Consider the following 25,870-nt stretch of genomic DNA (forward strand, 5'->3'; position numbering starts at 1 on the left):
GGTCCCCTTCGGTCGGCAGGACGCCACGTTAACGGCGGGGACCGACAGCGGCCCCGCGCGCATCGGCCCGTGGGGGCGCCGGCGGGGGCAGGGCGGATGAACCCGGCCCCCACCGGCGGGAGTTGGACCCCGGCGCCTCAGAAGGGCCGGTCGCCCGCGATGGCGACGCGTTCCGCGACGCGGCGGTGCGGGGCGTAGTCGTCCACGGCGTAGTGCTGCGTGGCGCGGTTGTCCCAGAAAGCGACGTCGCCGGCCTGCCAGCGGAAGCGCACCTGGTACTCCGGCACGTGGGCCTGCCGCACGAGGTAGCTCAGCAGCCGGTCGCTCTCCTCGCGCTCCATCCCCACGATGTGCGTGGTGAAGGAGGTGTTGACGAAGAGCATCCGGCGGCCCGTCCCGGGGTGCCGGCGCACCACGGGGTGCTGCACCGGCGGGAACTCCTCCTGGAGCGGGATCAGCTTCTCCGGGCCGTAGAAGCGCGCGAAGCCGGGGATGAAGTCGTGCACCGCCCACGCGCCGTCGATGCGGGCCTTCACCGTCTCCGGCAGGTTGTCGTACGCGGCCGCCATGTCGGCCCACATGGTGTCGCCACCGGACGGGGGAACCTCGTGAAGCTGCAACACGGCACCCAGGGCGGGGCGTTCGCGGAAGGTGACGTCCGCGTGCCACACGTTCTCGAACGTCGGGGTGCCTCCGGCGCCCTTGTCGAAGCGGACGACTTCCTCGGAGGAGCCGCGCGCGAGCAGCGGATTGGTCTCCAGCTCGCCCCAGTTGGCGGCGAAGTCACGCTGCTGCGCGGACGTGAGCGACTGGCCGCGGAAGAAGAGCACCTTCCACTCCAGCAGCGCCCTGTCCAGCTCCTCGCGGAGCGCGGCGGACAGCGGCCGTGAGAGGTCGACGCCGTGGATCTCGGCACCGATGACGCGTCCCTGCGGGACGAGTCCGAAGAGTTCGTAGGGGCGCTCCTCGACGCCCTCGGGGAGCCGGCGCAGCGTGCGGCGGCCCTCGTACATGCCGTCCGCGGGGACGCGGGCCTCACGGAGGGCGGGGCGGCTGGAGACAGGGGTGTCCGGGGTGACGGCGGTCATGGGTGATCCTTCGAGGTCGCGGTCGGTCGACGGTCCTTGGGGCGCTCGGAGCGCCGTGCTACAGACCGGACCGCTCACACCCGCGCCGCCACGGGACGACCTGGCGGCCCAGCGGACAGGAGGTGTGACGGATCATGCCCGTATTGATAGCCCGGGGTGACGGCCGGCGTCAACGCCGGTCCGGGATGTGAACGCGGCGGCGGGCCGGACGGTCCGACCGCCGGCCCGCCGCCCGCTCGTCAGCCTCTGGGAACGGGCCCGATCGAGCGGCCCGCCCACTCCGGAGCCGCCTCCACGAGGGACGCCAGACACTCGCGCACCGGCTCGGGGAACGGCGCGGCACGGCCCGCCCCCTGGTCGACGTGGATCATCAGCAGTTCGGTCGTCGCGACCGCGGAGCCGCCCGCGGAGCCGCCAGAGGCACCGCCGCGGCCGGCGGGCCCGGCCGCGTACATCTCGTGCACGAGGCGGCACTTCTTCGCGTCCACGCCGAGGACCCGCGTACGCACCGTGAGTCCGGCGCCCTCCGGCACCTCCCGGAGATAGCGCACATGCGCCTCGGCCGTGTAGAGCGAGCAGCCGCTGCGCCCGCGGTAGGCCTCGTCGAGTCCGACCTCGGGCATCAGGGCGTCCGTGGCGTGGCCGAAGACGAGGACGTAGAACGCCTCGCTCATATGGCCGTTGTAGTCGATCCACTCCGGCACGACGACCGCCCGGTGGTCCGGCAGTCCCGTGCGGTCCCCGCTCACGGCCTCTCACCGCCCGCGGACCGGGGGAGTCGTCCGGTGGCACGGAGCACGTCGATCACGCCCTGGTCGCGTTCCGCGACGAGCTGCGCCGCCGAGCGCCCGGCGGCGGCCGCGTCGCAGCCCTCGACCATGGCGTCGCGCAACGACGCGTCCAGCTCGGGCGCCTCCAGCCGCGTCCACGGCGACTTCAGCGACGGGCCGAAATGGTCCAGCATGTGGGCCATGCCGCCCTCCCCGCCGGCGAGGGCGAAGGTCAGGCACGGGCCCATGAACGCCCAGCGCAGACCGGGGCCTTCGGTGATCGAGTCGTCGATCTCCTGCACGGTCGCCTCGCCGTTGGCGACCATGTGCAGGGCCTCGCGCCACAGGGCCTCCTGGAGGCGGTTGGCGATGAAGCCGGGCAGCTCGCGCTCCATGGTGATGACGGACTTGCCGGCGGCCTCGTAGAAGCGCGACGCCCATTCGACGGCGCCGGGCCGCGTCAGCTCGCCGCCCACGACCTCGACGAGCGGGATCAGGTAGGGCGGGTTGAAGGGGTGCCCGACGAGGAGGCGGCCCGGGTCGGCGGCCTCGCCCTGCATGTCCGTCATCGGGTAGCCGGACGTGGACGAGGCGATGACGACGCCTCCGGGTGCGGCGGCGTCGATGCGGGCCAGCAGGGAACGCTTGAGCTCCAGCTTCTCCGGGGCGCTCTCCTGCACGAACTCCGCGTCGGCGACGGCCTCTTCGAGAGTGGGCAGGACCGTCAGCCGGTCGGGCGAGGCCGACGGGTGGAGGCCGAGCCGGCGCAGCGCGGGCCAGGCAGCGTCGACGAGGCGGCGCAGCTTCTCCTCCGCGTCGGGGGCGGGGTCCCACGCCGTGACGTCGTAGCCGCGGGCCAGGAAGTGCGCCACCCAGCCGCCGCCGATCACTCCGGCGCCGACGCAGGCGACGCGGCGGACCTCTCCGGGCGGGCAGGGAGCGGGGGGCGGGGAGCCGGCTTCGGGTTCGGGGCCCGGGCCGGGGCGGGGTACGGGTGCGGGTTCAGGTGTGGCTGTCATGCCGGCGGTGTCCTCGGGGTCGGGTGCGGAGACCGGTTCTCTTGCGGGTCGCGGGTCGCGGGACGCGGGTACGGGTCGGGGCAGGGGCGGCCAGGGCGAGGTGGCACGGGGCCGGCGGCGCGCGGGCCGGACGCGGGGCGCCGGGACGCGTCAGCGGCGGGCCCGCAGCCCCAGCCGCTCGCGTGCCTGGTCGGGCGTCGCGACCTTCGCGCCCAGCAACTCGGTGATCTGGACGGCACGTTCGACCAGCTGGCCGTTCGTGGCCTTGACCCCCTTGCTGAGGTACAGGTTGTCCTCCAGGCCGACCCGGACGTTGCCGCCGAGCAGGATCGACTGCGCCACCCACGGCATCTGCATCCGTCCGAGAGCGAAGCTCGCCCACTGCGCCCCCGGCGGCAGGAAGTCGACCATGGACTTCAGCACTCCCGGCTCGGCGGGCGCACCCCACGGGATGCCCATGCACAGCTGGAAGACGGTGGGGTCGTCGAGCAGGCCCTCGTCGAGAAGCTGCTTGGCGAACCAGAGCTGGCCCGTGTCGAAGATCTCCAACTCCGGCCGCACGCCCAGCTCCTGGATGCGCTTGGCCCCCGCGCGCAGCATGTCGGGCGTGGAGACGTAGAGGTTGCTTCCCTCGCCGAAGTTGAGGGACCCGCAGTCGAGCGTGCAGATGTCGGGCAGCAGCTCCTCCACGTGCGGAAGCCGCTCGATGCCGCCCACCAGGTCGGTCCCCGGCAGGTGCTTCAGGGGTTCGTCGGGGTCGATGACGAGGTCGCCGCCCATCCCGGCGGTGAGGTTGATGACGACGTCGGTGCCCGTCTCCTTGATCCGCTCGACGACCTCGCGGTAGTAGCGCGGGTCGCGGGACGGGGCCCCGCTGCCGGGCTCCCGTACGTGGACGTGCACGACCGCCGCGCCGGCTTCGGCGGCCTCGACGGCGGAGCGGGCGATCTGCTCGGGCGTCACGGGGACGTGCGGGCTCCTGCCGACCGTGTCACCGGCACCGGTGAGCGCGCAGGTGATGATGACGGAGTCGTTCATGGGCATGGCGGTTCCTCCGCTCGTAGGGATCGTCGGATGCGTCGGTGTGCGGGTGTGCGGGTGTGCGGGTGTGCGGGTGCGGGGCGAACGGTGCGTCGGGCCGGTCGGTGCCGGGGTCGCGGTGGTGCCGGGGTTCGCGTGGCCGGCGGGCGGCGCCTACTCGCCGTCCACGGCGAGCAGGGCCTCTACGTGTGCGAGCAGAGCGGCCCGCATCTCCCCGGCGTCCGTGCCCTGTGCACCGGCCGCCGCCTGGGCCGTCTCGCTGTCGGCCCCCGCCGCGGCCAGGACCTGCGCCGCGAGTCCGTCGATCAGCGCGGTGAGGTGCAGCGCGCTGAACTCCGGGTCGACGTCCCGGAAGACGCCCTGGGCGATGCCGCGGCGGATGACGTCCGCGACGGTCGTACGCCACTGCCGGTAGTACTCGACGTGCAGCCGCCCGACGGCTGTCGAGCGCGCCGCCTCCGCCCACAGGTCGAGCCACACGCGCCACTGCACGCGCTGCTGCTCGGTCCGTGGCGTCTGCAGCTCGATCAGCTGGCGGAGTTCGCCTGCCGCGTCGGCCGCCTCGGCGGTGCGTGCCGCGCGCCGCGCGGTGTCCTCGTCCATGCACCAGCGCACGGCCGCTTCGAGGAGTTCGGCACGTCCGGGGAAGTGGTAGTGGATGGCGGCCGTGCTGGTGGCACAGGCCTCGGCGATGTCCGCGACGCGGACGGAGTGGAAGCCGCGCTCCGCAATGAGCCGCACCGTCTCCCGCACGATCTGCAGCGGACGACCGCCTTCGGGTGTGCCGCCGGACCGGGTACGGGCGCGGGCCGCGGGCACTCCCGCTTCCGGCCAGGCCGTGCCCGTACCGGACGCCGCGGCGGAGCCCAGGAGCCAGGCGGCGTCGACTCCGCCCTCGTCCGCGATCCGGGCCAGTTCGGCGACGGTGAAGCGGCGGCTGCCGCTCAGCGAACGGGAGAGCTTCGACGGGTCCATGACGATCCGGCGCGCGAACTCCCGCTGGCTGCGGCCCGCTTCGCGGATCACGCGGCGTACTCGCTCCGCCACGTCCTCCCCGGCTCCGGCGGAGACCGCGACGCGGGTTCCCGGTTCGTGCTCCATGCCGGGGGACGCTACGCGGGTGTTGAGGAAAACGCAACATTCGGTGCTGAAAACTGTGCTGGCCCGAGCGATGTTGAGACTCTGACTGAGAGATCAGTCAGCACGATGCGCGGCCCGGTTCCCCGAGGGGCGCGTCTGATTGCCCGTCACTTACGCCTGAATCCCGTACAACCCCGGCGGGGGCTCGCCGGTCTCCTCTGTCGGGTCCGCGGCACCGTCCACGGGCCCGTGGCCGACCGACCATCGGCCACCGACAACGACATGACTGGGGGAACAGTGATGCGTTCGAAGAGTGTCGCCATGGCGGCCGCCGTCGCGGCCGTCGCCGGTACGGGGCTCATCGCCACGGCCGGGACCGCCTCCGCGGCCACGGCCGGCAGCGCCGCGCCCAGGGCCGCGTACAACGGGGCCTGCGGCTCGGGCTACAGCGTCGTGAACCAGGCGGGGATCGCCGACCTGGGCACCGTCTTCCTCACCTACAACAAGTCGACGGGGAAGAACTGCGTCGTCACGGTGCGGAACGAGACGGGGGACCCGGTGTACATGTCGGCCTCCGTGCGTGTGCTCCTGGACGACGAGGAGACGGTTCCCGTCGTCGAGGAGGGCGAGTTCACGTCCTACGCGGGCCCGGTCTTCGTCGACGAGGGCGCCGGCCACTGCATCGAGTGGGCGGGCGTCATCGGTGACGAGGAGTACTTCAACTCCGGCTCGAACTGCGGGACGCGCAAGTAACCCGCCCGCGGTCGCACGGCCCGGCGGACGTGCGACCGCGTAGCGGCCGGGGGCGGCTGGCCCGTGGGAAGGTCAGCGGTCCTCGGCCGCGGCGCCGGCGACGCCGTTCGCCTGCTCCTTCCAGGTGTTCAGCGCGGTGGTGAACACCTGGTTCTTCTCGTCCCAGAGGCGGTCGCGCGCCTCGAAGTAGATCGTGTACTCGGTGCCGTCGGCGGCGATGTACGCCTGGTCAGTGGCGTGCATGACCTGGCCGGAGCCCGTCGTCCACTTGAACTCCCAGATGGCGCCCGGGCGTCCCTGGAAGGTGTTGCTCTCCAGTCGGATCCGCTGGTAGGTCGGGTCGTTGCTGGCGAGCTGCTGCTCGGCCTGGGCGAAGGTGTCGGCGGAGGAGGCCCCGGCATTGGCCGACTCCCCGATGCGGAGGACCTCCTGGCCGGTCGGCGGCACGTAGTCCACGTGCGTCTCGCTGAGCGACCTGCGCTGCCACCCGTCCATCACGGCGAGGCTGAAGCCCATCTCGTCGTTCACGCGCCGGAACCCGGCGGGAAGACCGTCGGACGGCTTGCCCGGCGGCTTGCTCTTCGTGGGTTCGGGCTTGGCCGACCCCGGCGGCGAAGAGGACGCGGAGAGAGGCTTCCCCGTCTTCTCCTTCTTGGGGGACTTCGACGGCGACGGGTCGATCTTGATGTCCGGCCCGGGCACCTTGTGCTGGGATATCCGCTCCTCGGCCGGGCCCTCGTCCCCGCCGTGCTTGAGCATGAGGCCGGTCGTCGCGCCCGCGCCGACGAGCAGGAGCACGGCCCCCGTGGTGATCCACATCCAGGGGCGGTTGGGGCGCAGGTTCAGCCAGAGCGAGGGCACGGAATTGTGATCGGGGGCGGCAGCGGGATTCGAGAGCCGGTAGAGATCACGTCCGCATCCCGTGCAGGCATCAGCCGTTGCGGGCGATGTGGTGCCACAGTGCGGGCATGTGGTCGGCATGCGCAGACTCCTGCAGGTTTCGAGCGGTTCCCCACTGGCCGCTACCGCTGTCGGACCCACAGACACTACTTCTCGCAGGGCCTCCACGACCCCTCAGCGCATGCGACTTAGCAGTACCTGACAAAGCAGTGACGGGGACTCACCGCATATACCAAGCGATTTCCGGCGAATCAGATGCGGCCTGCTCGCGGACGTCCGGGCGGCACAGGCAGGAGCCCCCGCCGGCACGGCCGGCGAGGGCTCCTTGGGTGGTGCGACTCAGGTCACTGAGGCGTGACGTTCTCCGCCTGAGGCCCCTTCGGACCCTGGGTCACGTCGAAGCTCACGAGCTGGTTCTCCTCGAGGGAGCGGAAACCAGTCGCGTTGATCGCGGAGTAGTGGACGAAGACATCGGGACCGCCGCCGTCCTGGGCGATGAAGCCAAAGCCCTTTTCAGCGTTGAACCACTTCACGGTTCCGGTAGCCATAAGCCCTCCTTGGGCCTATAAGGGTCGCCCTGCTCCCAGAACCCCGCTAAGAAGTCTCTGAAAACGACGAGAGCCCGCGGTCACATGCTCCGCAGGCTCTGTACTGCAAGGGAAACCAAACTGCAACTTGCGGCGAGCCTAGCACGGTGCCCTGGTGCCGGGGAAGAGCCGACGATCTCGCCCGTGCGCTGCCCGTTCCCCCTTCTGGGCCCCGCTGCGGGCCCGTGCCGGGCGCCCCGCCCTGCGGGCGCCTCGGTGCCCGTGGAGAGGGCGGCGTACGCTCCGGGGTGTGACTGCACTGCCGAGGCTTCCGAGATCCCGCCCCCGCGTCGGGCACATCCAGTTCCTCAACTGCCTGCCCCTCTACTGGGGCCTTGTTCACACCGGCTCCCTGCTCGATCTGGAGCTGACGCGGGACACCCCCGAAAAGCTGAGCGACCAGTTGGTGAACGGGGATCTCGATATCGGACCCGTCACCCTGGTCGAATTCCTCAAGAATGCCGGCGAGCTCGTGGCGCTGCCGGATATCGCGGTCGGCTGCGACGGGCCGGTGATGTCGTGCGAGATCGTCTCGCGCGTGCCCCTGGACCAGCTGGACGGCGCGAAGGTCGCACTGGGCTCCACGTCACGCACGTCGGTACGCCTGGCCCGCCTGCTGCTCTCGGAACGCTTCGGCGTCCGGCCCGAGTACTTCAGCTGCGAGCCCGACCTCGGCCTCATGATGCGGGAGGCGGACGCCGCCGTGGTGATCGGCGACGTCGGTCTCCGCGCGTACCTGCGGAACCTGCCCGACCCCGGTCTGGAGGTCCACGACCTCGGCCAGTTGTGGAAGGAGTGGACCGGCCTGCCGTTCGTCATGGCGGTCTGGGCGGTCCGCCGCGACTACCTCGCGTGCTTCCCGGAGACCGTGCGGGACGTGCACCGCGCCTTCCTCGCCTCGCGGGACCTGGCCCTGGAGGAGGTCGCGAAGGTCGCCGAGCACGCCGCGCGCTGGGAGGTCTTCGAACCGCCCGTGCTGGAGCGGTACTTCACGACGCTCGACTTCCGTCTGGGGAGGCAGCAGCTGAAGGGCGTCGAGGAGTTCGTCCGGCGCACCGCCGGCACGGGCGACTATCCCGGGGACGTACGGGTCGAGCTGCTGCACGACCCGGCCTGAACGGCTCCGTTCCGTCGCGCCCCCCGGCTCCGACCTGACCGCCCCGACCTGACCGCCCCGACCTGACCGCCCCGGCCTGACCGCGCCGCCGCGCGCCGGCCGCCCCGCCCGCGGCCCGCTCCCTCGCGCCGTGGCCGCCCGTCAGGCCGGGCTCTAAGCTGAGTCCGGCAGTCACACGGCGGGGGGATCCGGATGCAGCCGCTCGAGCCTGACGATCCGCGCACGGTCGGGCCGTACCGGCTGCTGCGCCGCCTCGGCGCCGGGGGCATGGGCCGGGTCTACCTGGGCCGTTCGCCGAGCGGCCGGACGGTCGCGGTGAAGGTCGTGCACCCCCATTACGCCACCGACGAGCAGTTCCGCAGGCGCTTCCGCCGTGAGGTGGCGTCCGCGCGGCGCGTGGGCACGGCCCCGCCGTCGTCCGGCGGCGCGGACAGTCCGGCCGCCCAGTGGACCGCTCCCGTGCTGGACGCGGACCCCGGCGCCTCCACCCCGTGGATCGCGACGGGCTACGTCGCGGGCCCGTCGGTGCAGCAGGCCGTCGGCGAGCACGGGCCGTTGCCGGAGCGGTCGGTGCGGATTCTCGGCGGCGGCCTCGCGGAGGCGCTGCGTCACGTGCACGGGCTGGGCCTGGTGCACAGGGACGTCAAGCCGTCCAACGTCATGCTCACGCCCGGCGGGCCCCGGCTGATCGACTTCGGCATCGCGCGTGCGACGGCGGGCACCGCGTCGATCACGTCGACGGGCGCCTCGATCGGTTCGCCCGGCTACATGTCGCCCGAGCAGGTGCTGGGCGAGGAGACGGGCCCGGCCTCGGACGTCTTCTCGCTGGGCGCCGTGCTGGTGTACGCGGCGACGGGCGAGGCGCCGTTCCGTGGAGACAGCTCGGCGGTGCTGCTCTACAAGGTCGTCCACGAGGAGCCCGAACTCGGCTCTCTGAGCGGGGAGTTGCGGGAGATCGCCGCGTCCTGCCTGGAGAAGGACCCGGGGCGCCGCCCGTCGCCCGCCCGGCTCGCCGAGCTGCCGGCGGGCGAGGACGCGGCCGGTACCGCCGGGACGATGATGCGCGACGGCTGGCTGCCCGCTCCGATCGTGGAGCAGATCAGCCGACGCGTGATCGAGCTCCTCGACCTCGAACCGTCCGAGCAGGGCGGTGGTTTCACCGCCGGTCCCGCGGGAGGCGAGGGGAGCGGCGGCGGCCCGGCCGGCACCGGCCCCGAGTCCGGGCCCGTCCCCTTCACGACCCCGTCCGAGACCCCGCTTCCCACGCGGCAGCCGCAGCAGCCCCCGGCGACGGCTGGGCGCCCGGACGCCGCGGACGCCCCGGACACCCCGTACGCCGCAGGCGGCTCGTACGGAGGGGACGGAGAGGAGGCGCCGGGGCAGCCGGACCGGCCGGGCGTGCCCGAGCGGTCCTGGCCCTCCTGGCAGCCCGCGCCCTCCCGTCCGGCGGAGGCGCCCGCGGCGGCGGGCGTGCAGCCGGGGGAGGCGAACGGCGGTGCCCCCGACGGCGCCGCGTCCGGCGGAGGCGTCCCGGCCGCGCCGCCCGCCCGACCCGGCATCGCGCTGACCGCCAGCGCGGAGCGGAGCAGGCGCCAGGTCAGTTGCAGCCTCGTCCTGACGGTCGCGTGCCTGCTGGCGGTCGCCCTGCTCGGCACGTACTTCTTCCAGTTCCTTCCCGGCGGCGGGGGCGACGCCGGGGCTCCCGGCCCGCCCAGCGACTCGCACGCCGGGGACAGCCGCAAGGAGGAGGTGCCGGCCGGCTTCGCCGGCACCTGGCAGGGCCGGTTGGTCTTCGCGGACGGCGAGTCCGGCGGCACCATGCGGATCACCTTCGAAGAGGGGGCCGCCGGCCGGGAAGCGGCCCACGGCGGCCCCGTCGAGGACGGCACCGCGTGCGACGCGGACTACGAACTCGACGCGGTCGGCGACGGCACCCTGCGGATGACGCCCTCCGCGCCGGACGGCCCGGGCGTGTGCGCCGACGGCCGGCCCGTCGAGTTCACCCTTCGCGACGACGGGACGCTCCGCTACACCTCGCGCGCGTCCGGCCCGGGGGAGCCCGGGGCCGAGGCGACGCTCCGGAAGGTGGAATGAGGCCCTGGCGTAGGCTGGCCGGGTCAGGGAAAACCGAACCGCCACCTTCGGAGGGACGCCCCCGGTGCCTGAGACCGCCGACCGTCAGTCCGTACTCGACCGTGCCGCCGAGGGCGCCCGCATCACCCCCGAGGAAGCGCTCGACCTCTACCGCTCGGCTCCGCTGCACGCCCTCGGCTCCGCCGCCGACGCCGTCCGCCGCCGCCGCTACGAGGGCACGGAGCACATCGCGACGTACATCATCGAGCGGAACATCAACTACACCAACTCCTGCGTCACGGCCTGCAAGTTCTGCGCCTTCTACGCCTCGCCGAAGAGCGACGACGTGTGGACGCGGGACCTGGACGACATCCTGCGGCGCTGCGCGGAGACGGTCGAACTGGGCGGCACCCAGATCATGTTCCAGGGCGGCCACCACCCGGACTACGGCGTGGAGTACTACGAAGAGCACTTCGCGGCCATCAAGAAGCAGTTCCCGCAGCTCGTCATCCACTCGCTCGGCGCGTCCGAGGTCGAGCACATGGCACGCATCTCGGGTGTCACTCCGGAAGAGGCGATCCGCCGCATCCACGCCGCCGGGCTGGACTCGTTCGCGGGCGCCGGCGCCGAACTCCTGCCCGCCCGGGCGCGGAAGGCGATCGCCCCGCTCAAGGAGTCCGGCGAGCGCTGGCTGGAGATCATGGAGACGGCGCACAACCTCGGCGTGGAGTCCACGTCGACGATGCTGATGGGCACCGGCGAGACCAACGCCGAGCGGATCGAGCACCTGCGGATGATCCGCGACGTGCAGGACCGCACGGGAGGCTTCCGCGCCTTCATCCCGTACACCTACCAGCCGGAGAACAACCACCTGAAGGGCCGGACGCAGGCGACGCTCTTCGAGTACCTGCGCATGATCGCCATCGCGCGGCTCTTCCTCGACAACGTCGCCCACATCCAGGGCTCCTGGCTGACGACCGGCAAGGAGGTCGGCCAGCTCTCGCTGCACTACGGCGCCGACGACCTGGGCTCGGTGATGCTGGAGGAGAACGTGGTCTCCTCGGCGGGCGCGAAGCACCGCTCCAACCGCATGGAGCTGCTCGAACTCATCCGTTCCGCGGACCGTGTGCCGGCCCAGCGGAGCACGACGTACGAGCACCTCGTCGTGCACGAGGACCCGGCGGACGACCCGTCGGACGACCGCGTGGTCTCGCACTTCTCCTCGACCGCGATCGAGGGCGGCAGCGCCCACCCGGAGCTCAACCTCATCGAGGCCAAGTAGCCCTCGTGCGGGCCGGTCGTGCGGGCCGGTCGCGCGGGGTGGTGCCCCCGCGCGACGGGTCCGTGACACGAGGGGGACAATGAGCGGGTGACCCGCGCATCCCTCGACAAGCAGCCGCACGAAGTCGCCGCGATGTTCGACGACGTCGCGGCGCGCTACGACATCACCAACGACGTGCTCTCCCTCGGGCAGGCGCGGCTGTGGCGAAAGGCCGTCGCCCGCGCCGTCGACGCGCGCCCGGGCGAGCGCGTGCTGGACCTCGCCGCGGGGACGGGCACCTCGTCCCAGCCGTTCGTCGAGGGCGGCGCCTACGCGGTGCCCTGCGACTTCAGCCTCGGCATGCTCTCCGAAGGCAAGAAGCGGCTCCCCTGGATGCCGTTCACCGCCGGGGACGCGACCCGGCTCCCGTTCCGTGACGGCGTGTTCGACGCCGTGACCATCTCCTTCGGACTGCGCAACGTGCAGGACACCGACGCCGCCCTGCGGGAGATGCTGCGCGTCACCGCGCCGGGCGGCAGGGTCGTCATCTGCGAGTTCAGCCACCCGACTTGGGCGCCGTTCCGCACGGTCTACACCGAGTACCTGATGCGGGCGCTGCCGCCCGTGGCGCGGGCGGTCTCCTCCAGCCCCGACGCCTACGTCTACCTCGCCGAGTCCATCCGCGAGTGGCCGGACCAGCCCGCGCTGGCGGGGCGACTGCAGAAGGCCGGCTGGGCGAAGGTTGCCTGGCGGAACCTGTCGGGCGGCGTGGTCGCCCTGCACCGCGGCGTGCGCCCGTAGGACGTGTCGTCCGGAGTCGGTGAACTCCCCGTGGCGCGCCGGTCGGAGGCCCGTTCGACGGGGCGTTCCCGTACGGCCCGGACGGGCCTCCTAGACTGCCAATGCCCTACTGCCCAGCATCTGCGGGAGCCCTCGTGACCGAGACCGTCACCTCCGACCGGACAGCCGATGTGATCGTTGTCGGTGCCGGCCCCGCGGGGGCCACCACCGCCTACCACCTCGCCCGCAGCGGCCTCGACGTGCTGCTGCTGGAGAAGACCGCGTTCCCGCGGGAGAAGGTGTGCGGCGACGGCCTGACGCCGCGCGCGACGAAGCAGCTGATCGCCATGGGCATCGACGTCTCCGAGGAAGCGGGCTGGCTGCGCAACAAGGGCCTGCGCATCATCGGCGGCGGCCAGCGGCTTCAGCTCGACTGGCCGGAGCTGGCCAGCTACCCGGACTACGGACTCGTACGCAAGCGCGACGACTTCGACGAGCAGCTCGCCAGGCAGGCCGAGAAGGCCGGCGCCCGCCTCCACGAGCGCTGCAACGTCGGCGAGCCGGTGCTGGACTCCGCGGGACGCATCACCGGCGTGCACGCCAAGCTGGGCGAGGAGAAGACGCCCGTCACCTTCCACGCCCCCGTCGTCGTCGCGGCCGACGGCAACTCGACGCGGCTGTCGCTGAAGATGGGCCTGCACCGCCGCGAGGACCGCCCGATGGGCGTGGCGGTCCGCACGTACTTCAACTCGCCCCGCCATGACGACGACTACCTGGAGTCGTGGCTGGAGCTGTGGGACCGCCGCGGAGCGCAGGACCGCCTGCTGCCCGGTTACGGATGGGTCTTCGGCATGGGCGACGGGACGAGCAACATCGGCCTGGGCGTCCTCAACACCTCGGATTCCTTCAAGGAGCTCGACTGGCGGGAGATCCTCAAGGCGTGGTGCGCGTCCATGCCCGCCGAGTGGGGTTTCACGCCGGAGAACATGACGGGGCCCATCCGCGGCGCCGCGCTCCCCATGGCCTTCAACCGCCAGCCGCACTACACGCGCGGGCTCCTGCTCGTCGGCGACGCGGGCGGCCTGGTCAACCCCTTCAACGGCGAGGGCATCGCGTACGCCATGGAGTCCGGCGTCATCGCGGCCGAGACCATCGTGCAGGCGCAGGGGCGGGCCACCCCCGCACAGCGCGAACTCGCCCTGCGCCGCTACCCGAAGATCCTCAAGGAGACGTACGGCGGCTACTACACGCTCGGACGCGCCTTCGTGAAGCTGATCGGCAACCCCAAGGTCATGAAGGTCGCCACGGAGCGCGGCCTCTCGCACCCGGTGCTGATGCGCTTCGCCCTGAAGATGCTCGCCAACCTCACGGAACCCACCGGCGGCGACGCCATGGACCGCATCATCAACGGCCTCAGCAAGGTCGCCCCGCGCGCCTGACGCCTCCGTGAGGCGGTGCGCCTGCGGCCGGGACGAGTGATCCCGGCGCAGGCGCACCGCCTCATCGCCGTTCCGGGCAGCCCTCGCAGAGCGAGCCGGCCCCGCCCCCCGGCAGACAGACGAACGCCCCCTGTGCGGCCGTGTGGCCGTACAGGGGGCGCCGGTGTTGTCGTCGGGCACCTCAGCGCCGCGTCAGTGTGCTGCGGACGCGGAGGCGTGGACGTCAGATCGTCACAGCACGCGGACCGCGCCGGACGGCGGGTCGTAGTCGAGGGGCTTCTCGACGACGCCCGTCGAGGAGTTCTGGGCGCCGATGAACTTGCCGCCGCCCACGTAGACGCCGATGTGGTAGGCGCTGCCCCGGCCGCCCCAGTAGAGGAGGTCGCCCTCCTGCAGCGCGTCCATGGATACGGGCGTGCCCTCAAGGGACTGGGTCTGGGAGGTACGCGGGAGGCTCACGCCCACCTGCTTGAAGGCGGCCTGAGTGAGGCCGGAGCAGTCGTAGGAGGAGGGCCCGCTCGCGCCCAGCACGTACGACTTGCCCACCTGGGCCTTGAGGAAGCTGATGACGGAGGAGACGTTGCCGCTGCCCGACGAGAGGTCGGTGCGGCCCGTGGAGCGGGAAGCGCGTACTTCGGCTGCCTTCTCCCGCGCCTCGGCCTTGCGTTCGGCCGCGGCGGCCTTCTTCTGCGCCGCCTCCAGCGCGCGGTCGGTGGCCTTGGCCTCGGCCTGGCGCACCTCGTACTGCAGTGCCGTGGTCTTGAGGGAGTCGGCAGCCGTGGCGGAGGAACCCGCCACGGTGTGACTGACCTCGGAGACCGCGCCCGTCTCGGCTGCGGCTTCCGACTTCGCCGAGGCCTTGTCGGCCAGGGGCGAGGCCGGGGACATCGCCGTGGTGAAGGCGATGGCGCCGAGGACGCCGCCGGTGGCGCTCACTCGCAGCGACCTGTTCACGCTGCTCTCGCGAGGCTTCCGGTGTCTGGGTACGTGAGTGTTCCGGGACATGGGGAATGGATAGCAGCCCGCAGATGATCCGTTCAAAATTCGTGCAATCTGACACAGTCGCTGCGAGAACGCCCAGTTGAGGCCCGGTTGATCTTCACAGGTCTCGCTCCGGTCACGGCCGTCGCCCAACTACCCGGCTGTGACCACCTAGTTATCTTCACGGTGACGGGAAGTAGCCGCGTATACCACGGCTTTCATGGACCTGGCAAAGGTGGCAGGGGCTGCCAAAGGTCGGCGTGACGCACGTCACACAACCGGTGTCGACTCCGTCCATGAATGGAGTCTTGATGCCTGGTCATCCCTTTCTGTGCCGATCGGTCCCGGTGATCGGACGGTGAATGAAGTGGCGGATCAGCGGAGGATTGTGCCGACGTTCACGAACACGGCAATCGCAGACGGGTCCGGCTCCCCCCTCGGCCGGGCATCCGTGAGTGCTTTCCGGCGGGCCTCGCGCGGGCGCTTTCCGGGCGTTGCGGGGAACGCCTTTGCGGATCTTGGGCATTGCCGACCGGCAAGCCCCTGACGTGCGGTTTCCCCGTCGCGTGTTGGAGATCACAAGCCTCTGGGGGGACCCCGTGTCGCACGTCACAAGGCCCGGGCATAAGATGCCTCCCGCAAGGGCTTGTGAACTGCCTCACATAGAACCGATCTTGGTGAAGGCGGCACGAGTCCGGTGGACAGCCGGCAGTCAGCGTCGACAGTCCCCTGGGCCTACCGGTCCGGGAGGTCTCCAGGGTCGACTGGAAGGAGCGGGGAGCGGTGAACGCCTACACGCCAATCCTTGTACTGGGAGCCATCGCGGCTGCGTTCGCGATCTTCTCGGTGGTCGCGGCATCGGTCATCGGCCCCAAGCGCTACAACCGAGCCAAGCTGGAAGCGTACGAGTGCGGCATCGAGCCCACTCCCCAGCCGGCGGGCGGCGGGCGTTTCCCGGTCAAGTACTACCTGACGGCGATGCTCTTCATCGTCTTCGACATCGAAATCGTCTTTCTCTACCCGTGGGCCGTTCACTTCGACTCCCTCGGGATCTTCGGCCTGGTCGAAATGCTGGTCTTCGTCGCCCTCATCGGCGTCGCGTACGCCTACGACTGGCGGCGCGGCGGCCTGGAATGGGATTAGGGGCAGGTACGCAATGGGACTCGAAGAGAAGCTGCCGAGCGGCTTTCTGCTGACCACCGTCGAGCAGGCCGCGGGCTGGGTGCGCAAGTCGTCCATGTTCCCCGCGACCTTCGGACTCGCCTGCTGCGCCATCGAGATGATGACGACGGGCGCGGGCCGCTACGACCTGGCGCGCTTCGGCATGGAGGTCTTCCGCGGATCGCCCCGCCAGGCCGACCTGATGATCGTGGCCGGCCGCGTCAGCCAGAAGATGGCCCCGGTGCTGCGGCAGGTCTACGACCAGATGCCCAACCCCAAGTGGGTCATCTCCATGGGCGTCTGCGCCTCGTCCGGCGGGATGTTCAACAACTACGCGATCGTGCAGGGCGTCGACCACATCGTCCCGGTCGACATCTACCTGCCCGGCTGCCCGCCGCGCCCCGAGATGCTCCTCGACGCGATCCTCAAGCTGCACCAGCACGTGCAGGGCGAGAAGCTCGGCGTCAACCGCGAGCAGGCGGCCCGTGAGGCGGAGGAAGCAGCCCGGAAGGCCGTGCCGACGATCGAGATGAAGGGGCTGCTGAGGTGAGCGACGCCAAAGCCAATGGCAACGGTTCCGACGGCGCCGACGGTTCCGTCCCCGCTCCGCGCAACGACGCCGGCGAGGTCATCGGCGTACGCCGCGGCATGTTCGGCGCGGACAGGGGCGGCGACACCTCGGGCTACGGCGGCCTGGTCCGCACGATCCGGCTTCCCGGTGCGAGCAGCCGCCCCTACGGCGGGTACTTCGACGAGGTCGCGGACGAACTCGAGGGCGCGCTGGAGGAGCAGGGCCTGGCGCCCGAGGACGCGATCGAGAAGACCGTCGTCGACCGCGGCGAGATGACGCTGCACATCGCGCGCGAGCATCTGCTCCAGGTGTGCCGGACGCTGCGGGACGACCCGGCGCTCCGCTTCGAGCTGTGCACCGGCGTCAGCGGCGTGCACTTCCCCGGCGACAAGGGCCGCGAGCTGCACGCCGTCTACCACCTGCGTTCCATCACCCACAACAGGGTGATCCGCCTGGAGGTCAGCGCCCCGGACGCCGACCCGCACGTCCCGTCCGTCGTCGAGGTCTACCCGACCAACGACTGGCACGAGCGCGAGACGTACGACTTCTTCGGCCTGATCTTCGACGGGCACCCGGCGCTGACGCGGATCATGATGCCCGACGACTGGCAGGGCTTCCCGCAGCGCAAGGACTACCCCCTCGGCGGCATTCCCGTCGAGTACAAGGGCGCCCAGATTCCGGCTCCCGATCAGCGGAGGTCGTACAGCTGATGAGCACATCCACCAGCCACTCCCGCCCGTCGCCCGACCACCACTCCTCATCGGGGCCCTCCGGGCCGCGGTCCACCGCGGGCATCCGCGAGACCACCGAGGGCACGGTCTACGACGTCACCGGCGGCGACTGGGACGAGGTCGCCGCGGCAGCCGCGCGCAGCGACGACGAGCGGATCATCGTCAACATGGGTCCGCAGCACCCGTCGACGCACGGCGTGCTCCGCCTGATCCTGGAGATCGACGGCGAGACGGTGACCGAGGCGCGCTGCGGCATCGGCTACCTGCACACCGGTATCGAGAAGAACCTCGAGTACCGGACGTGGACGCAGGGCACGACGTTCGTGACGCGCATGGACTACCTGACGCCGTTCTTCAACGAGACGGCGTACTGCATGGCCGTGGAGAAGCTCCTCGGCATCGAGGACGACGTCCCGGACCGGGCCAACGTCATCCGCGTCCTGCTGATGGAGCTGAACCGTCTCTCCTCGCACCTGGTGGCGATCGCCACGGGCGGCATGGAGCTGGGCGCCACCACGGTCATGATCTTCGGGTTCCGCGACCGCGAACTGGTCCTGGACCTCTACGAGCTGATCACCGGCCTGCGGATGAACCACGCGTTCATCCGCCCCGGCGGCCTCGCTCAGGACCTGCCGCCCGGGACCGTCGACGCGCTGCGCGAGTTCCTGAAGAAGATGAAGAAGAACCTGCCGGAGTACGACGCGCTGTGCACCGGCAACCCCGTCTTCAAGGCCCGCCTGAAGGACATCGGCCACCTCGACCTGGCCGGCTGCATGGCGCTGGGCGCCACCGGCCCGATCCTGCGCTCCGCCGGGCTGCCGCACGACCTGCGCAAGTCCGACCCGTACTGCGGTTACGAGGACTACGACTTCGAGGTCCCCACCGTCGACACGTGCGACTCCTACGGGCGTTTCCTGCTGCGCCTGGAGGAGATGCGGCAGTCGCTGCGGATCATCGAGCAGTGCATCGACCGCCTGGAGCCCGGGCCCGTCATGGTCGGCGACAAGAAGATCGCCTGGCCCGCGCAACTGGCCCTCGGCCCGGACGGGCTGGGCAACTCGCTCGACCACATCAAGAACATCATGGGCACCTCCATGGAGGCCCTGATCCACCACTTCAAGCTCGTCACCGAGGGCTTCCGCGTACCGCCGGGACAGGCGTACGCGGCGGTGGAGTCGCCCAAGGGCGAACTGGGGGTGCACGCCGTGAGCGACGGCGGCACACGCCCGTACCGCGTGCACTTCCGCGACCCCTCCTTCACCAACCTCGAAGCCATGGCGGCCATGTGCGAAGGCGGCCAGGTCGCCGACGTGATCGTCGCCGTCGCGTCCATCGACCCCGTGATGGGAGGCGTCGACCGATGACCACCGCGCCCGACCGGGGCACGACCCCCGAAGCACCGATGCTCGGCATCCCCTCGATGCCCGCGCCGGACTACCCGTCCGACGTCCGCGAGCGGCTGGAGGCCGACGCGCGCGAGATCATCGCGCGCTACCCCGACAGCCGTTCCGCGCTGCTGCCCCTGCTGCATCTCGTGCAGTCCGAGGAGGGGCACGTCACGCGTACCGGGCAGCGTTTCTGCGCGGAGATGCTGGAGCTGACCACGGCCGAGGTCAACGCCGTGGCGACGTTCTACTCGATGTACCGCCGCAAGCCGTCCGGCGACTACCAGGTCGGCGTCTGCACCAACACGCTCTGCGCGGTGATGGGCGGAGACGCGATCTTCGACGACCTGAAGCAGCACCTGGGCGTCGGCAACAACGAGACCACCGAGGACGGCAAGGTCACGCTCGAGCACATCGAGTGCAACGCCGCCTGCGACTACGCGCCCGTCGTGATGGTCAACTGGGAGTTCTTCGACAACCAGACGCCCGAGTCCGCCCGGCAGCTGGTCGACGACCTGCGCGCGGGGCGCGAGGTGGCACCCACCCGTGGCGCGCCGCTGTGCACGTTCAAGGAGACCGCCCGCATCCTCGCCGGCTTCCCCGACGAGCGCCCCGGCGCCGTCGAGGCGACCGGCGGTGGCGGCGCCCCCTCGCTGGCCGGGCTGCGGCTCGCCAAGGGCGAGGCGCCTCCCGGGCGGCTCGCGCACCCGCGCGGCCCCGCCGGGCCGGCCGACCAGCCGGTGCCGCTTCCGGGTGAGGAAGCCCCGGAGAGCCACCCCAGTTCGCACGACATGCCGCAGTCGACCGCCGCGTCCGACCCGGCCAACCCGTCCGGCCGTCCGGCCGACCCGGGCCCGGGGGAGGAGAGGGAGTAATGGCGACCGAATCCCCGGAGAAGCTTCTCTCCCCGGTCCTCTCCGCGTACTGGGACGAGCCCGAGGCGTGGACGCTGGAGACCTACAAGCGCCGCCACGACGGATACGAGGGCCTCGCCAAGGCCCTGGCCATGCCGCCGGACGACGTCATCGCCTACGTGAAGGACGCCGGCCTCCGCGGCCGCGGCGGCGCGGGCTTCCCCACGGGCATGAAGTGGCAGTTCATCCCGCAGGGAGACGGCAAGCCGCACTACCTCGTCGTCAACGCTGACGAGTCCGAGCCGGGCACCTGCAAGGACATCCCGCTGCTCTTCGCGAACCCGCACTCCCTCATCGAGGGCATCATCATCGCCTGCCACGCGATCCGCTCCTCCCACGCGTTCATCTACCTGCGCGGCGAGGTCGTGCCCGTGCTGCGTCGCCTGCACCTCGCGGTGCGGGAGGCGTACGAGGCGGGGCTGCTCGGCAGGAACGCGCTCGGCGAGGGCCTGGACCTGGAGCTGACCGTGCACGCGGGCGCGGGCGCGTACATCTGCGGTGAGGAGACGGCGCTGCTCGACTCCCTGGAGGGGAGGCGCGGACAGCCCCGGCTGCGGCCCCCGTTCCCGGCGGTCGCCGGCCTGTACGCGTGCCCGACCGTCGTGAACAACGTCGAGTCCATCGCCTCGGTGCCCGCCCTGATGAACCGGGGCAAGGAGTGGTTCCGCTCCATGGGCAGCGAGAAGTCCCCGGGCTTCACGCTGTACTCCCTCAGCGGCCACGTCGCCAACCCCGGCCAGTACGAGGCGCCGCTGGGCATCACGCTGCGCCAGCTGCTGGAGATGAGCGGCGGCATGCGCCCCGGCCACCGGCTGAAGTTCTGGACGCCGGGCGGCTCCTCGACGCCGATGCTCACCGACGAGCACCTCGACGTGCCGCTCGACTACGAGGGCGTCGGCGCGGCCGGCTCCATGCTCGGCACGAAGGCGTTGCAGTGCTTCGACGAGACGACGTGCGTCGTCCGGGCGGTGACGCGCTGGACCGAGTTCTACGCGCACGAGTCGTGCGGCAAGTGCACGCCGTGCCGTGAAGGGACGTACTGGCTCGTCCAGTTGCTCCGCGACTTCGAGTCCGGCAAGGCCACCAAGGCCGACATCGACAAGATCGACGACATCGCCGACAACATCAACGGCAAGTCGTTCTGCGCCCTCGGCGACGGCGCCGCCTCTCCGATCTTCTCGTCGCTGAAGTACTTCCGCGACGAGTACGAGGCGCACCTCGACGGGCGCGGATGCCCCTTCGACCCCGCGAAGTCGACCCTCTGGGCCGACGAGAACAAGACCGCTCACCCGGAGGTGAAGGCGTGACAGTCACCACAGACGCGAAGACCTCCTCGGGGGGCGACGGACCACGGCCCGAAGACCTGGTCTCCCTCACCATCGACGGGGCCGAGATCTCCGTGCCGAAGGGCACGCTGGTCATCCGCGCCGCCGAGCAGCTCGGCATCGAGATCCCGCGGTTCTGCGACCACCCGCTGCTGGACCCGGTCGGCGCGTGCCGCCAGTGCATCGTCGAGGTGGAGGGCCAGCGCAAGCCGATGGCGTCCTGCACCATCACCTGCACCGACGGCATGGTCGTCAAGACGCAGCTCTCCTCGCCGGTGGCGGAGAAGGCGCAGCGCGGTGTGATGGAGCTGCTGCTCATCAACCACCCGCTGGACTGCCCGGTCTGCGACAAGGGCGGCGAGTGCCCCCTTCAGAACCAGGCCATGTCGACCGGCTCGGCCGACTCCAGGTTCGAGGGCGCCAAGCGCACCTTCGCCAAGCCCGTGCCGATCTCCACGCAGGTGCTGCTGGACCGCGAACGGTGCGTGCTGTGCGCGCGCTGCACCCGCTTCTCCAACCAGATCGCGGGCGACCCGATGATCGAGCTGCTGGAGCGCGGTGCCCTGCAGCAGGTGGGTACCGGCGAGGACGAGCCCTTCCAGTCGTACTTCTCCGGCAACACCATCCAGATCTGCCCCGTGGGCGCGCTCACCTCGGCGGCGTACCGCTTCCGTTCGCGCCCGTTCGACCTGGTCTCGTCGCCGTCCGTCTGCGAGCACTGCTCGGGCGGCTGCGCGACCCGTACGGACCACCGGCGCGGCAAGGTCATGCGGCGGCTGGCGGCGAACGACCCCGAGGTCAACGAGGAATGGCTCTGCGACAAGGGCCGCTTCGGGTTCCGCTACGCCCAGCGCCCCGACCGTCTCACCACGCCTCTCGTACGCGGTGAGGACGGCGAACTCGCCCCCGCGAGCTGGCCCGAGGCGCTGGAGGCGGCGGCCCGCGGGCTGGCCGGCGCTCGGGGCCGCGCCGGCGTGCTGACGGGCGGACGCCTCACGGTCGAGGACGCCTACGCGTACGCGAAGTTCGCGAGGGTGGTCCTCGGCACCAACGACATCGACTTCCGCGCCCGCGTCCACTCCGCCGAGGAGGCCGGCTTCCTCGCCGCCCACGTCGCGGGAACGGGCGTGGACCTCGGTGACGGCAAGGGCCTGACGTACGCCGCGCTGGAGGCGGCGCCCGCGGTGCTGCTCGCCGGCTTCGAGGCCGAGGAGGAGGCGCCGGGCGTCTTCCTGCGGCTGCGCAAGGCCATGCGCAAGCACGGCCAGCGCACCTTCTCCCTCGCCTCGTACGCCACCCGCGGACTGCAGAAGGCGGGCGGCACGCTGCTGCCCGCCGCGCCCGGCACCGAGACCGAGTGGCTGGACGCGCTGTCCGGCCGTGTCGGGCTCGACGCCGCGGGTGAGGCGGCGGCCGACGCGCTGCGCGCCGAGGGTTCGGTGATCGTGGTCGGAGAGCGGCTCGCAGCCGTTCCCGGCGCGCTCACCGCCGCGGTCCGCACGAGCGTCGCCACCGGTGCCCGTCTGGTGTGGATCCCGCGCAGGGCGGGAGAGCGCGGAGCCATCGAGGCCGGTGCGCTGCCGGCGCTGCTGCCCGGCGCCCGTCCCCTGAGCGACGCGCGCGCACGGGACGAGGTCGCGCGGGCCTGGGGCGTCGCCGAACTGCCCGGCGGGCAGGGCCGCGACACCTCCGGCATCGTCGACGCCGCCATCGACGGGGAGCTGTCGGCGCTGGTCGTCGGCGGTGTCGAACTCGCCGACCTGCCCGACCCGGCGCGTGCCGCGCAGGCGCTGGATACGGCCGGCTTCGTCGTCAGCCTGGAGCTGCGTCCCGGCGAGGTCACGGACCGGGCGGACGTCGTCCTGCCGGTCTCGGCCGTGGTGGAGAAGGCGGGCACGTTCCTCAACTGGGAAGGGCGCGCGCGGCCGTTCGCGGCGTCCCTCCGCGCGGACCAGATGACGCGCCGCCACGTCCAGCCCGACGCGCGGGTCCTGCACATGCTCGCCGACGCCCTCGACGCGCACCTCGGGCTGCCCGACGTGCGCACCATCCGCACGGAGATCGACAGGCTCGGCCAGTGGAACCCGGACGGCTCGATGCCCGCCGGGGTCCCCGAGGCACGGACAGGCGCACCCTCCGCGTCCACGCCGCAGGCGGGCAAGGGCGAGGCCGTACTGGCTGGACACCGGCTGCTGCTGGACCAGGGCCGTCTGCAGGACGGCGACGAGGCCCTCGCCGGCACCCGCCACCCCGCGGTCGCCCGGCTCTCGCGGGCCACGGCGGCCGAGATCGGCGTCGCGGACGGCGGCACGGTCGCCGTCTCCGGCCCGCTGGGCAGCATCCAGCTTCCGCTGCAGATCACGCAGATGCCCGACCGTGTGGTCTGGGTGCCGCTGAACTCCGTCGGCGGCGGCGTACAGGCGGACACGGGCGCGCTCCCGGGCGAGCTGGTACGCCTCTCCGCGGCACCCGCCGCGGCACCCGCCGCGGCGGCCGCCGGCGCCGGAACCGAGGGGGCGGGCGCATGACTCGGCTCCGCTCCGCGGGGCGCATGACTCCGCTCCGCTCCGCGGGGCGCATGACTCCGCTCCGCTCCGCCGCCCGGGCGGTCGCGAACCCCGCGCGGACAGCGCATCGTTCAGGAGGAGGTGAGCGCGTGAGCGCGCTCCTACAGGTCCGGCACCTGTGCGCGGACGTCACCGCCGCGGACGGGCGGAGCGCCCGCACCGGGGAGGTGACGGCGTGACCGGCAGCACCTTCCTCGCAGCAGAGGATCTCTCCTTCTTCGGGAACGACCCGTTCTGGCTGATCGCGCTCAAGGCGGTCTTCTGCTTCGCGTTCCTGATGGTGACCGTCCTGATCTCCATCGTCATGGAGCGCAAGGTCGTCGCCTGGATGCAGCTCCGCGTCGGCCCCAACAGGCACGGCCCCTGGGGCATGCTGCAATCGCTCGCCGACGGCATCAAGCTGATGCTGAAGGAGGACGTCGTCGTCAAGGGCGCCGACAAGGTCGTGTACCTCCTCGCGCCGGTGCTCGCGGCGATCCCCGCCTTCCTGGCGATCGCGGTCATCCCGTTCGGGCCTCCCGGCAACGAGGTCTCGATCTTCGGCACGCGTACGGCGATGCAGCTCACCGACCTGCCGGTGGCGGCCCTCTACATCCTCGCCACCGCCTCCATCGGCGCGTACGGCGTGGTGCTGGCGGGCTGGTCGTCGAACTCGACCTACCCGCTGCTCGGTGCCGTCCGCGCCACGGCGCAGGTCATCAGCTACGAGATCGCGATGGGCCTCAGCTTCGCGGCGGTCTTCCTCTACTCGGGCTCCATGTCGACGTCGGCGATCGTCGACGCCCAGCAGGACACGTGGTTCGCCGCGCTGCTGCCGGTGTCGTTCCTGATCTACATGGTGTCGATGGTGGGCGAGGCGCACCGTGCGCCCTTCGACATGCCGGAGTCCGAGGGCGACCTGGTCGCCGGGTACCAGACCGAGTACAGCTCGATCAAGTTCGCGCTGTTCATGATGGCCGAGTACGTGCACATCGTGACGCTCTCCGCCCTTGCCGCCACCCTCTTCCTGGGCGGCTGGCGGGCGCCGGCGCCGATCTCGACCTACTGGGAGGGCGCCAACCACGGCTGGTGGCCGCTGCTCTGGTTCTTCCTCAAGGTGTGCTGCCTGATCTTCTTCTTCGTCTGGATCCGCGGCACGCTTCCGCGTACCCGGTACGACCAGTTCATGAAGCTGGGATGGAAGGTCCTCATCCCCGTCTCGCTGGTGTGGCTGATGCTGGTCGCCTCCATCAGGGCCATGCGGAACGAGGGTTACGACTTCGCGGGCATCGTCTACTGGGTCGCCGGCGCGGCACTCGCGATCCTGCTGCTCTCCTTCGTCGTGGACGTCTTCCGCGGCCGCAAGGAGGAGGCGGAGGAGCAGGCCGCCAAGGAGAAGGCCGCATCCGAGGTCTTCGACCCGATGGCGGGCGGCTATCCCGTACCGCCGCTGCCCGGGCAGACGCTGCCGCCCGTACCGCGCCGCCGCTCGCGCCAGGCCGACCATGCGCTGGTCGGACCCTCGGGAGCGGGGGAGTCCGCCGGTGAGGACGCGGAGAAGACCGACGGAAAGGAGGCCGACGGTGCCTGAGAACCCCGTTGCCGGCTTCGGCTTGACCTTCAAGGACATGTTCAAGAAGCGGCTGACCGAGCAGTACCCCGAGTACAAGAAGCCGACGGCACCGCGCTTCCACGGCCGCCACCAGCTCAACAGGCACCCCGACGGCCTGGAGAAGTGCGTCGGGTGCGAGCTGTGCGCCTGGGCCTGTCCCGCGGACGCCATCTACGTGGAGGGCGCGGACAACACGGACGAGGAGCGCTACTCGCCGGGTGAGCGCTACGGCCGCGTCTACCAGATCAACTACCTGCGCTGCATCCTGTGCGGCCTGTGCGTCGAGGCGTGCCCGACGCGCGCGCTGACGATGACGAACGAGTACGAACTCGCCGACTCCTCCCGCGAGTCGCTCATCTACACGAAGAAGGAGCTGCTCGCGGGTCTCGAAGAAGGCATGGTCGACTCGCCGCACGCCATCTTCCCGGGCATGACGGAGAAGGACTACTACCGCGGGCTGGTCACTGAGGCCGCCCCCGGCACCGAGGTCCAGACCGTCACCGACACCGGCGACCCGCAGGGCTCCGCGGCGACGTTCGGCGAGGAGGAGCCCGCGGCCGCGCCGGTCGTCACGGAAGGCCCCGCGGCGCACGGCGGCGGCGTCGACCCCTCCGCGCAGGACGCGCCCGACGAGGACGTCCGCGGGCAGGGCACCGCCGCCAGAGCGGCGGGCAACCGCTCCGGCAACGACTCGAAGGAGGGACGGTGACCATGCTGTCCTCGGCCTCCACGGCGT

23 protein-coding genes are annotated in these 25,870 nt (G+C 71.5%); 15 read left to right on the forward strand and 8 right to left on the reverse strand.

Annotated features, from left to right (window positions below):
- Window positions 1–137: 137 nt before the first annotated feature.
- The 5 genes from H181DRAFT_RS25930 to H181DRAFT_RS25950 form a co-directional block, all read right to left on the reverse strand.
- On the reverse strand, window positions 138–1,088 hold the full coding sequence (locus H181DRAFT_RS25930) for a TauD/TfdA dioxygenase family protein (RefSeq protein WP_045866858.1): 951 nt from the start codon (window positions 1,086–1,088) through the stop codon (window positions 138–140).
- 239 nt (window positions 1,089–1,327) lie between these two features.
- Entirely contained in the window at window positions 1,328–1,837 is a 510-nt protein-coding gene (locus H181DRAFT_RS25935) for a thioesterase family protein (protein WP_045866859.1), read from the reverse strand.
- Entirely contained in the window at window positions 1,834–2,877 is a 1,044-nt protein-coding gene (locus tag H181DRAFT_RS25940; protein WP_074468053.1) for a 3-hydroxyacyl-CoA dehydrogenase NAD-binding domain-containing protein, read from the reverse strand. Before H181DRAFT_RS25940 ends, H181DRAFT_RS25935 begins: the two co-directional genes overlap by 4 nt.
- 150 nt (window positions 2,878–3,027) lie before the next feature.
- On the reverse strand, window positions 3,028–3,921 hold the full coding sequence (locus tag H181DRAFT_RS25945; protein WP_045866861.1) for a beta-keto acid cleavage family enzyme: 894 nt from the start codon (window positions 3,919–3,921) through the stop codon (window positions 3,028–3,030).
- Between the two features lie 150 nt (window positions 3,922–4,071).
- Window positions 4,072–5,019, reverse strand: a complete 948-nt coding sequence (locus H181DRAFT_RS25950) for a TetR/AcrR family transcriptional regulator (protein ID WP_045866862.1) — start codon at window positions 5,017–5,019, stop codon at window positions 4,072–4,074.
- Between the two features lie 279 nt (window positions 5,020–5,298).
- Between H181DRAFT_RS25950 and H181DRAFT_RS25955 the strand changes: the two genes are divergently transcribed.
- Complete coding sequence (locus H181DRAFT_RS25955; RefSeq protein ID WP_045866863.1) at window positions 5,299–5,751, forward strand: hypothetical protein; 453 nt, start codon at window positions 5,299–5,301, stop codon at window positions 5,749–5,751.
- A gap of 72 nt (window positions 5,752–5,823) precedes the next feature.
- On the opposite strand, the gene H181DRAFT_RS25960 is transcribed toward H181DRAFT_RS25955, so the two are convergent.
- Both H181DRAFT_RS25960 and H181DRAFT_RS25965 read right to left on the reverse strand, forming a co-directional pair.
- Window positions 5,824–6,612 (reverse strand): hypothetical protein, encoded by a 789-nt coding sequence (locus H181DRAFT_RS25960; RefSeq protein WP_045866864.1) that lies wholly within the window; start codon window positions 6,610–6,612, stop codon window positions 5,824–5,826.
- 383 nt (window positions 6,613–6,995) lie between these two features.
- Complete coding sequence (locus tag H181DRAFT_RS25965) at window positions 6,996–7,199, reverse strand: cold-shock protein (protein ID WP_028432886.1); 204 nt, start codon at window positions 7,197–7,199, stop codon at window positions 6,996–6,998.
- Window positions 7,200–7,488: 289 nt separating this feature from the next.
- Between H181DRAFT_RS25965 and H181DRAFT_RS25970 the strand changes: the two genes are divergently transcribed.
- The 5 genes from H181DRAFT_RS25970 to H181DRAFT_RS25990 all read left to right on the forward strand — a co-directional run bounded on the left by H181DRAFT_RS25970 (window position 7,489) and on the right by H181DRAFT_RS25990 (window position 13,908).
- Window positions 7,489–8,355 carry a menaquinone biosynthetic enzyme MqnA/MqnD family protein gene (locus H181DRAFT_RS25970; RefSeq protein WP_074468054.1) on the forward strand — a complete coding sequence of 289 codons (867 nt, stop codon included), beginning with the start codon at window positions 7,489–7,491 and terminating at the stop codon, window positions 8,353–8,355.
- Between the two features lie 192 nt (window positions 8,356–8,547).
- Window positions 8,548–10,449, forward strand: a complete 1,902-nt coding sequence (locus H181DRAFT_RS25975) for a serine/threonine-protein kinase (protein WP_045866865.1) — start codon at window positions 8,548–8,550, stop codon at window positions 10,447–10,449.
- Window positions 10,450–10,513: 64 nt separating this feature from the next.
- Window positions 10,514–11,710 carry a cyclic dehypoxanthinyl futalosine synthase gene (gene mqnC / locus H181DRAFT_RS25980; protein ID WP_045866866.1) on the forward strand — a complete coding sequence of 399 codons (1,197 nt, stop codon included), beginning with the start codon at window positions 10,514–10,516 and terminating at the stop codon, window positions 11,708–11,710.
- Window positions 11,711–11,797: 87 nt separating this feature from the next.
- Entirely contained in the window at window positions 11,798–12,490 is a 693-nt protein-coding gene (locus tag H181DRAFT_RS25985; protein ID WP_045866867.1) for a demethylmenaquinone methyltransferase, read from the forward strand.
- A gap of 101 nt (window positions 12,491–12,591) precedes the next feature.
- Window positions 12,592–13,908, forward strand: a complete 1,317-nt coding sequence (locus H181DRAFT_RS25990) for a geranylgeranyl reductase family protein (protein ID WP_107068854.1) — start codon at window positions 12,592–12,594, stop codon at window positions 13,906–13,908.
- Between the two features lie 231 nt (window positions 13,909–14,139).
- Here the strand turns inward: H181DRAFT_RS25990 and H181DRAFT_RS25995 are convergent, their stop codons facing one another.
- Window positions 14,140–14,913: a C40 family peptidase gene (locus tag H181DRAFT_RS25995; protein WP_045866869.1), complete on the reverse strand. Its 774-nt coding sequence runs from the start codon at window positions 14,911–14,913 to the stop codon at window positions 14,140–14,142.
- Window positions 14,914–15,672: 759 nt separating this feature from the next.
- Here H181DRAFT_RS25995 and H181DRAFT_RS26000 point away from each other — a divergent pair.
- From H181DRAFT_RS26000 to nuoI, 9 genes are all read left to right on the forward strand, one after another.
- On the forward strand, window positions 15,673–16,032 hold the full coding sequence (locus H181DRAFT_RS26000) for an NADH-quinone oxidoreductase subunit A (RefSeq protein ID WP_045866870.1): 360 nt from the start codon (window positions 15,673–15,675) through the stop codon (window positions 16,030–16,032).
- A gap of 13 nt (window positions 16,033–16,045) precedes the next feature.
- The gene (locus H181DRAFT_RS26005) at window positions 16,046–16,600 is read left to right on the forward strand and encodes a NuoB/complex I 20 kDa subunit family protein (protein WP_045866871.1); all 555 of its coding nucleotides are present in this window, start codon (window positions 16,046–16,048) and stop codon (window positions 16,598–16,600) included.
- Complete coding sequence (locus tag H181DRAFT_RS26010) at window positions 16,597–17,331, forward strand: NADH-quinone oxidoreductase subunit C (protein ID WP_045866872.1); 735 nt, start codon at window positions 16,597–16,599, stop codon at window positions 17,329–17,331. The genes H181DRAFT_RS26005 and H181DRAFT_RS26010 overlap by 4 nt, the downstream gene beginning before the upstream one ends.
- On the forward strand, window positions 17,331–18,716 hold the full coding sequence (locus tag H181DRAFT_RS26015; protein WP_045866873.1) for an NADH-quinone oxidoreductase subunit D: 1,386 nt from the start codon (window positions 17,331–17,333) through the stop codon (window positions 18,714–18,716). The genes H181DRAFT_RS26010 and H181DRAFT_RS26015 overlap by 1 nt, the downstream gene beginning before the upstream one ends.
- Complete coding sequence (gene nuoE / locus H181DRAFT_RS26020; protein ID WP_045866874.1) at window positions 18,713–19,612, forward strand: NADH-quinone oxidoreductase subunit NuoE; 900 nt, start codon at window positions 18,713–18,715, stop codon at window positions 19,610–19,612. Before H181DRAFT_RS26015 ends, nuoE begins: the two co-directional genes overlap by 4 nt.
- Window positions 19,612–20,958: an NADH-quinone oxidoreductase subunit NuoF gene (gene nuoF / locus H181DRAFT_RS26025; protein ID WP_045866875.1), complete on the forward strand. Its 1,347-nt coding sequence runs from the start codon at window positions 19,612–19,614 to the stop codon at window positions 20,956–20,958. The genes nuoE and nuoF overlap by 1 nt, the downstream gene beginning before the upstream one ends.
- On the forward strand, window positions 20,955–23,504 hold the full coding sequence (locus H181DRAFT_RS26030) for an NADH-quinone oxidoreductase subunit G (protein ID WP_045866876.1): 2,550 nt from the start codon (window positions 20,955–20,957) through the stop codon (window positions 23,502–23,504). Before nuoF ends, H181DRAFT_RS26030 begins: the two co-directional genes overlap by 4 nt.
- A 214-nt stretch (window positions 23,505–23,718) precedes the next feature.
- Entirely contained in the window at window positions 23,719–25,113 is a 1,395-nt protein-coding gene (nuoH, locus tag H181DRAFT_RS26035) for an NADH-quinone oxidoreductase subunit NuoH (RefSeq protein ID WP_045866877.1), read from the forward strand.
- The gene (gene nuoI, locus H181DRAFT_RS26040; RefSeq protein WP_302622657.1) at window positions 25,106–25,843 is read left to right on the forward strand and encodes an NADH-quinone oxidoreductase subunit NuoI; all 738 of its coding nucleotides are present in this window, start codon (window positions 25,106–25,108) and stop codon (window positions 25,841–25,843) included. Before nuoH ends, nuoI begins: the two co-directional genes overlap by 8 nt.
- Window positions 25,844–25,870: the final 27 nt, after the last annotated feature.

It is taken from the genome of Streptomyces sp. WMMB 714 (genome assembly GCF_900090125.1).
Lineage (GTDB): Bacteria > Actinomycetota > Actinomycetes > Streptomycetales > Streptomycetaceae > Streptomyces > Streptomyces daqingensis.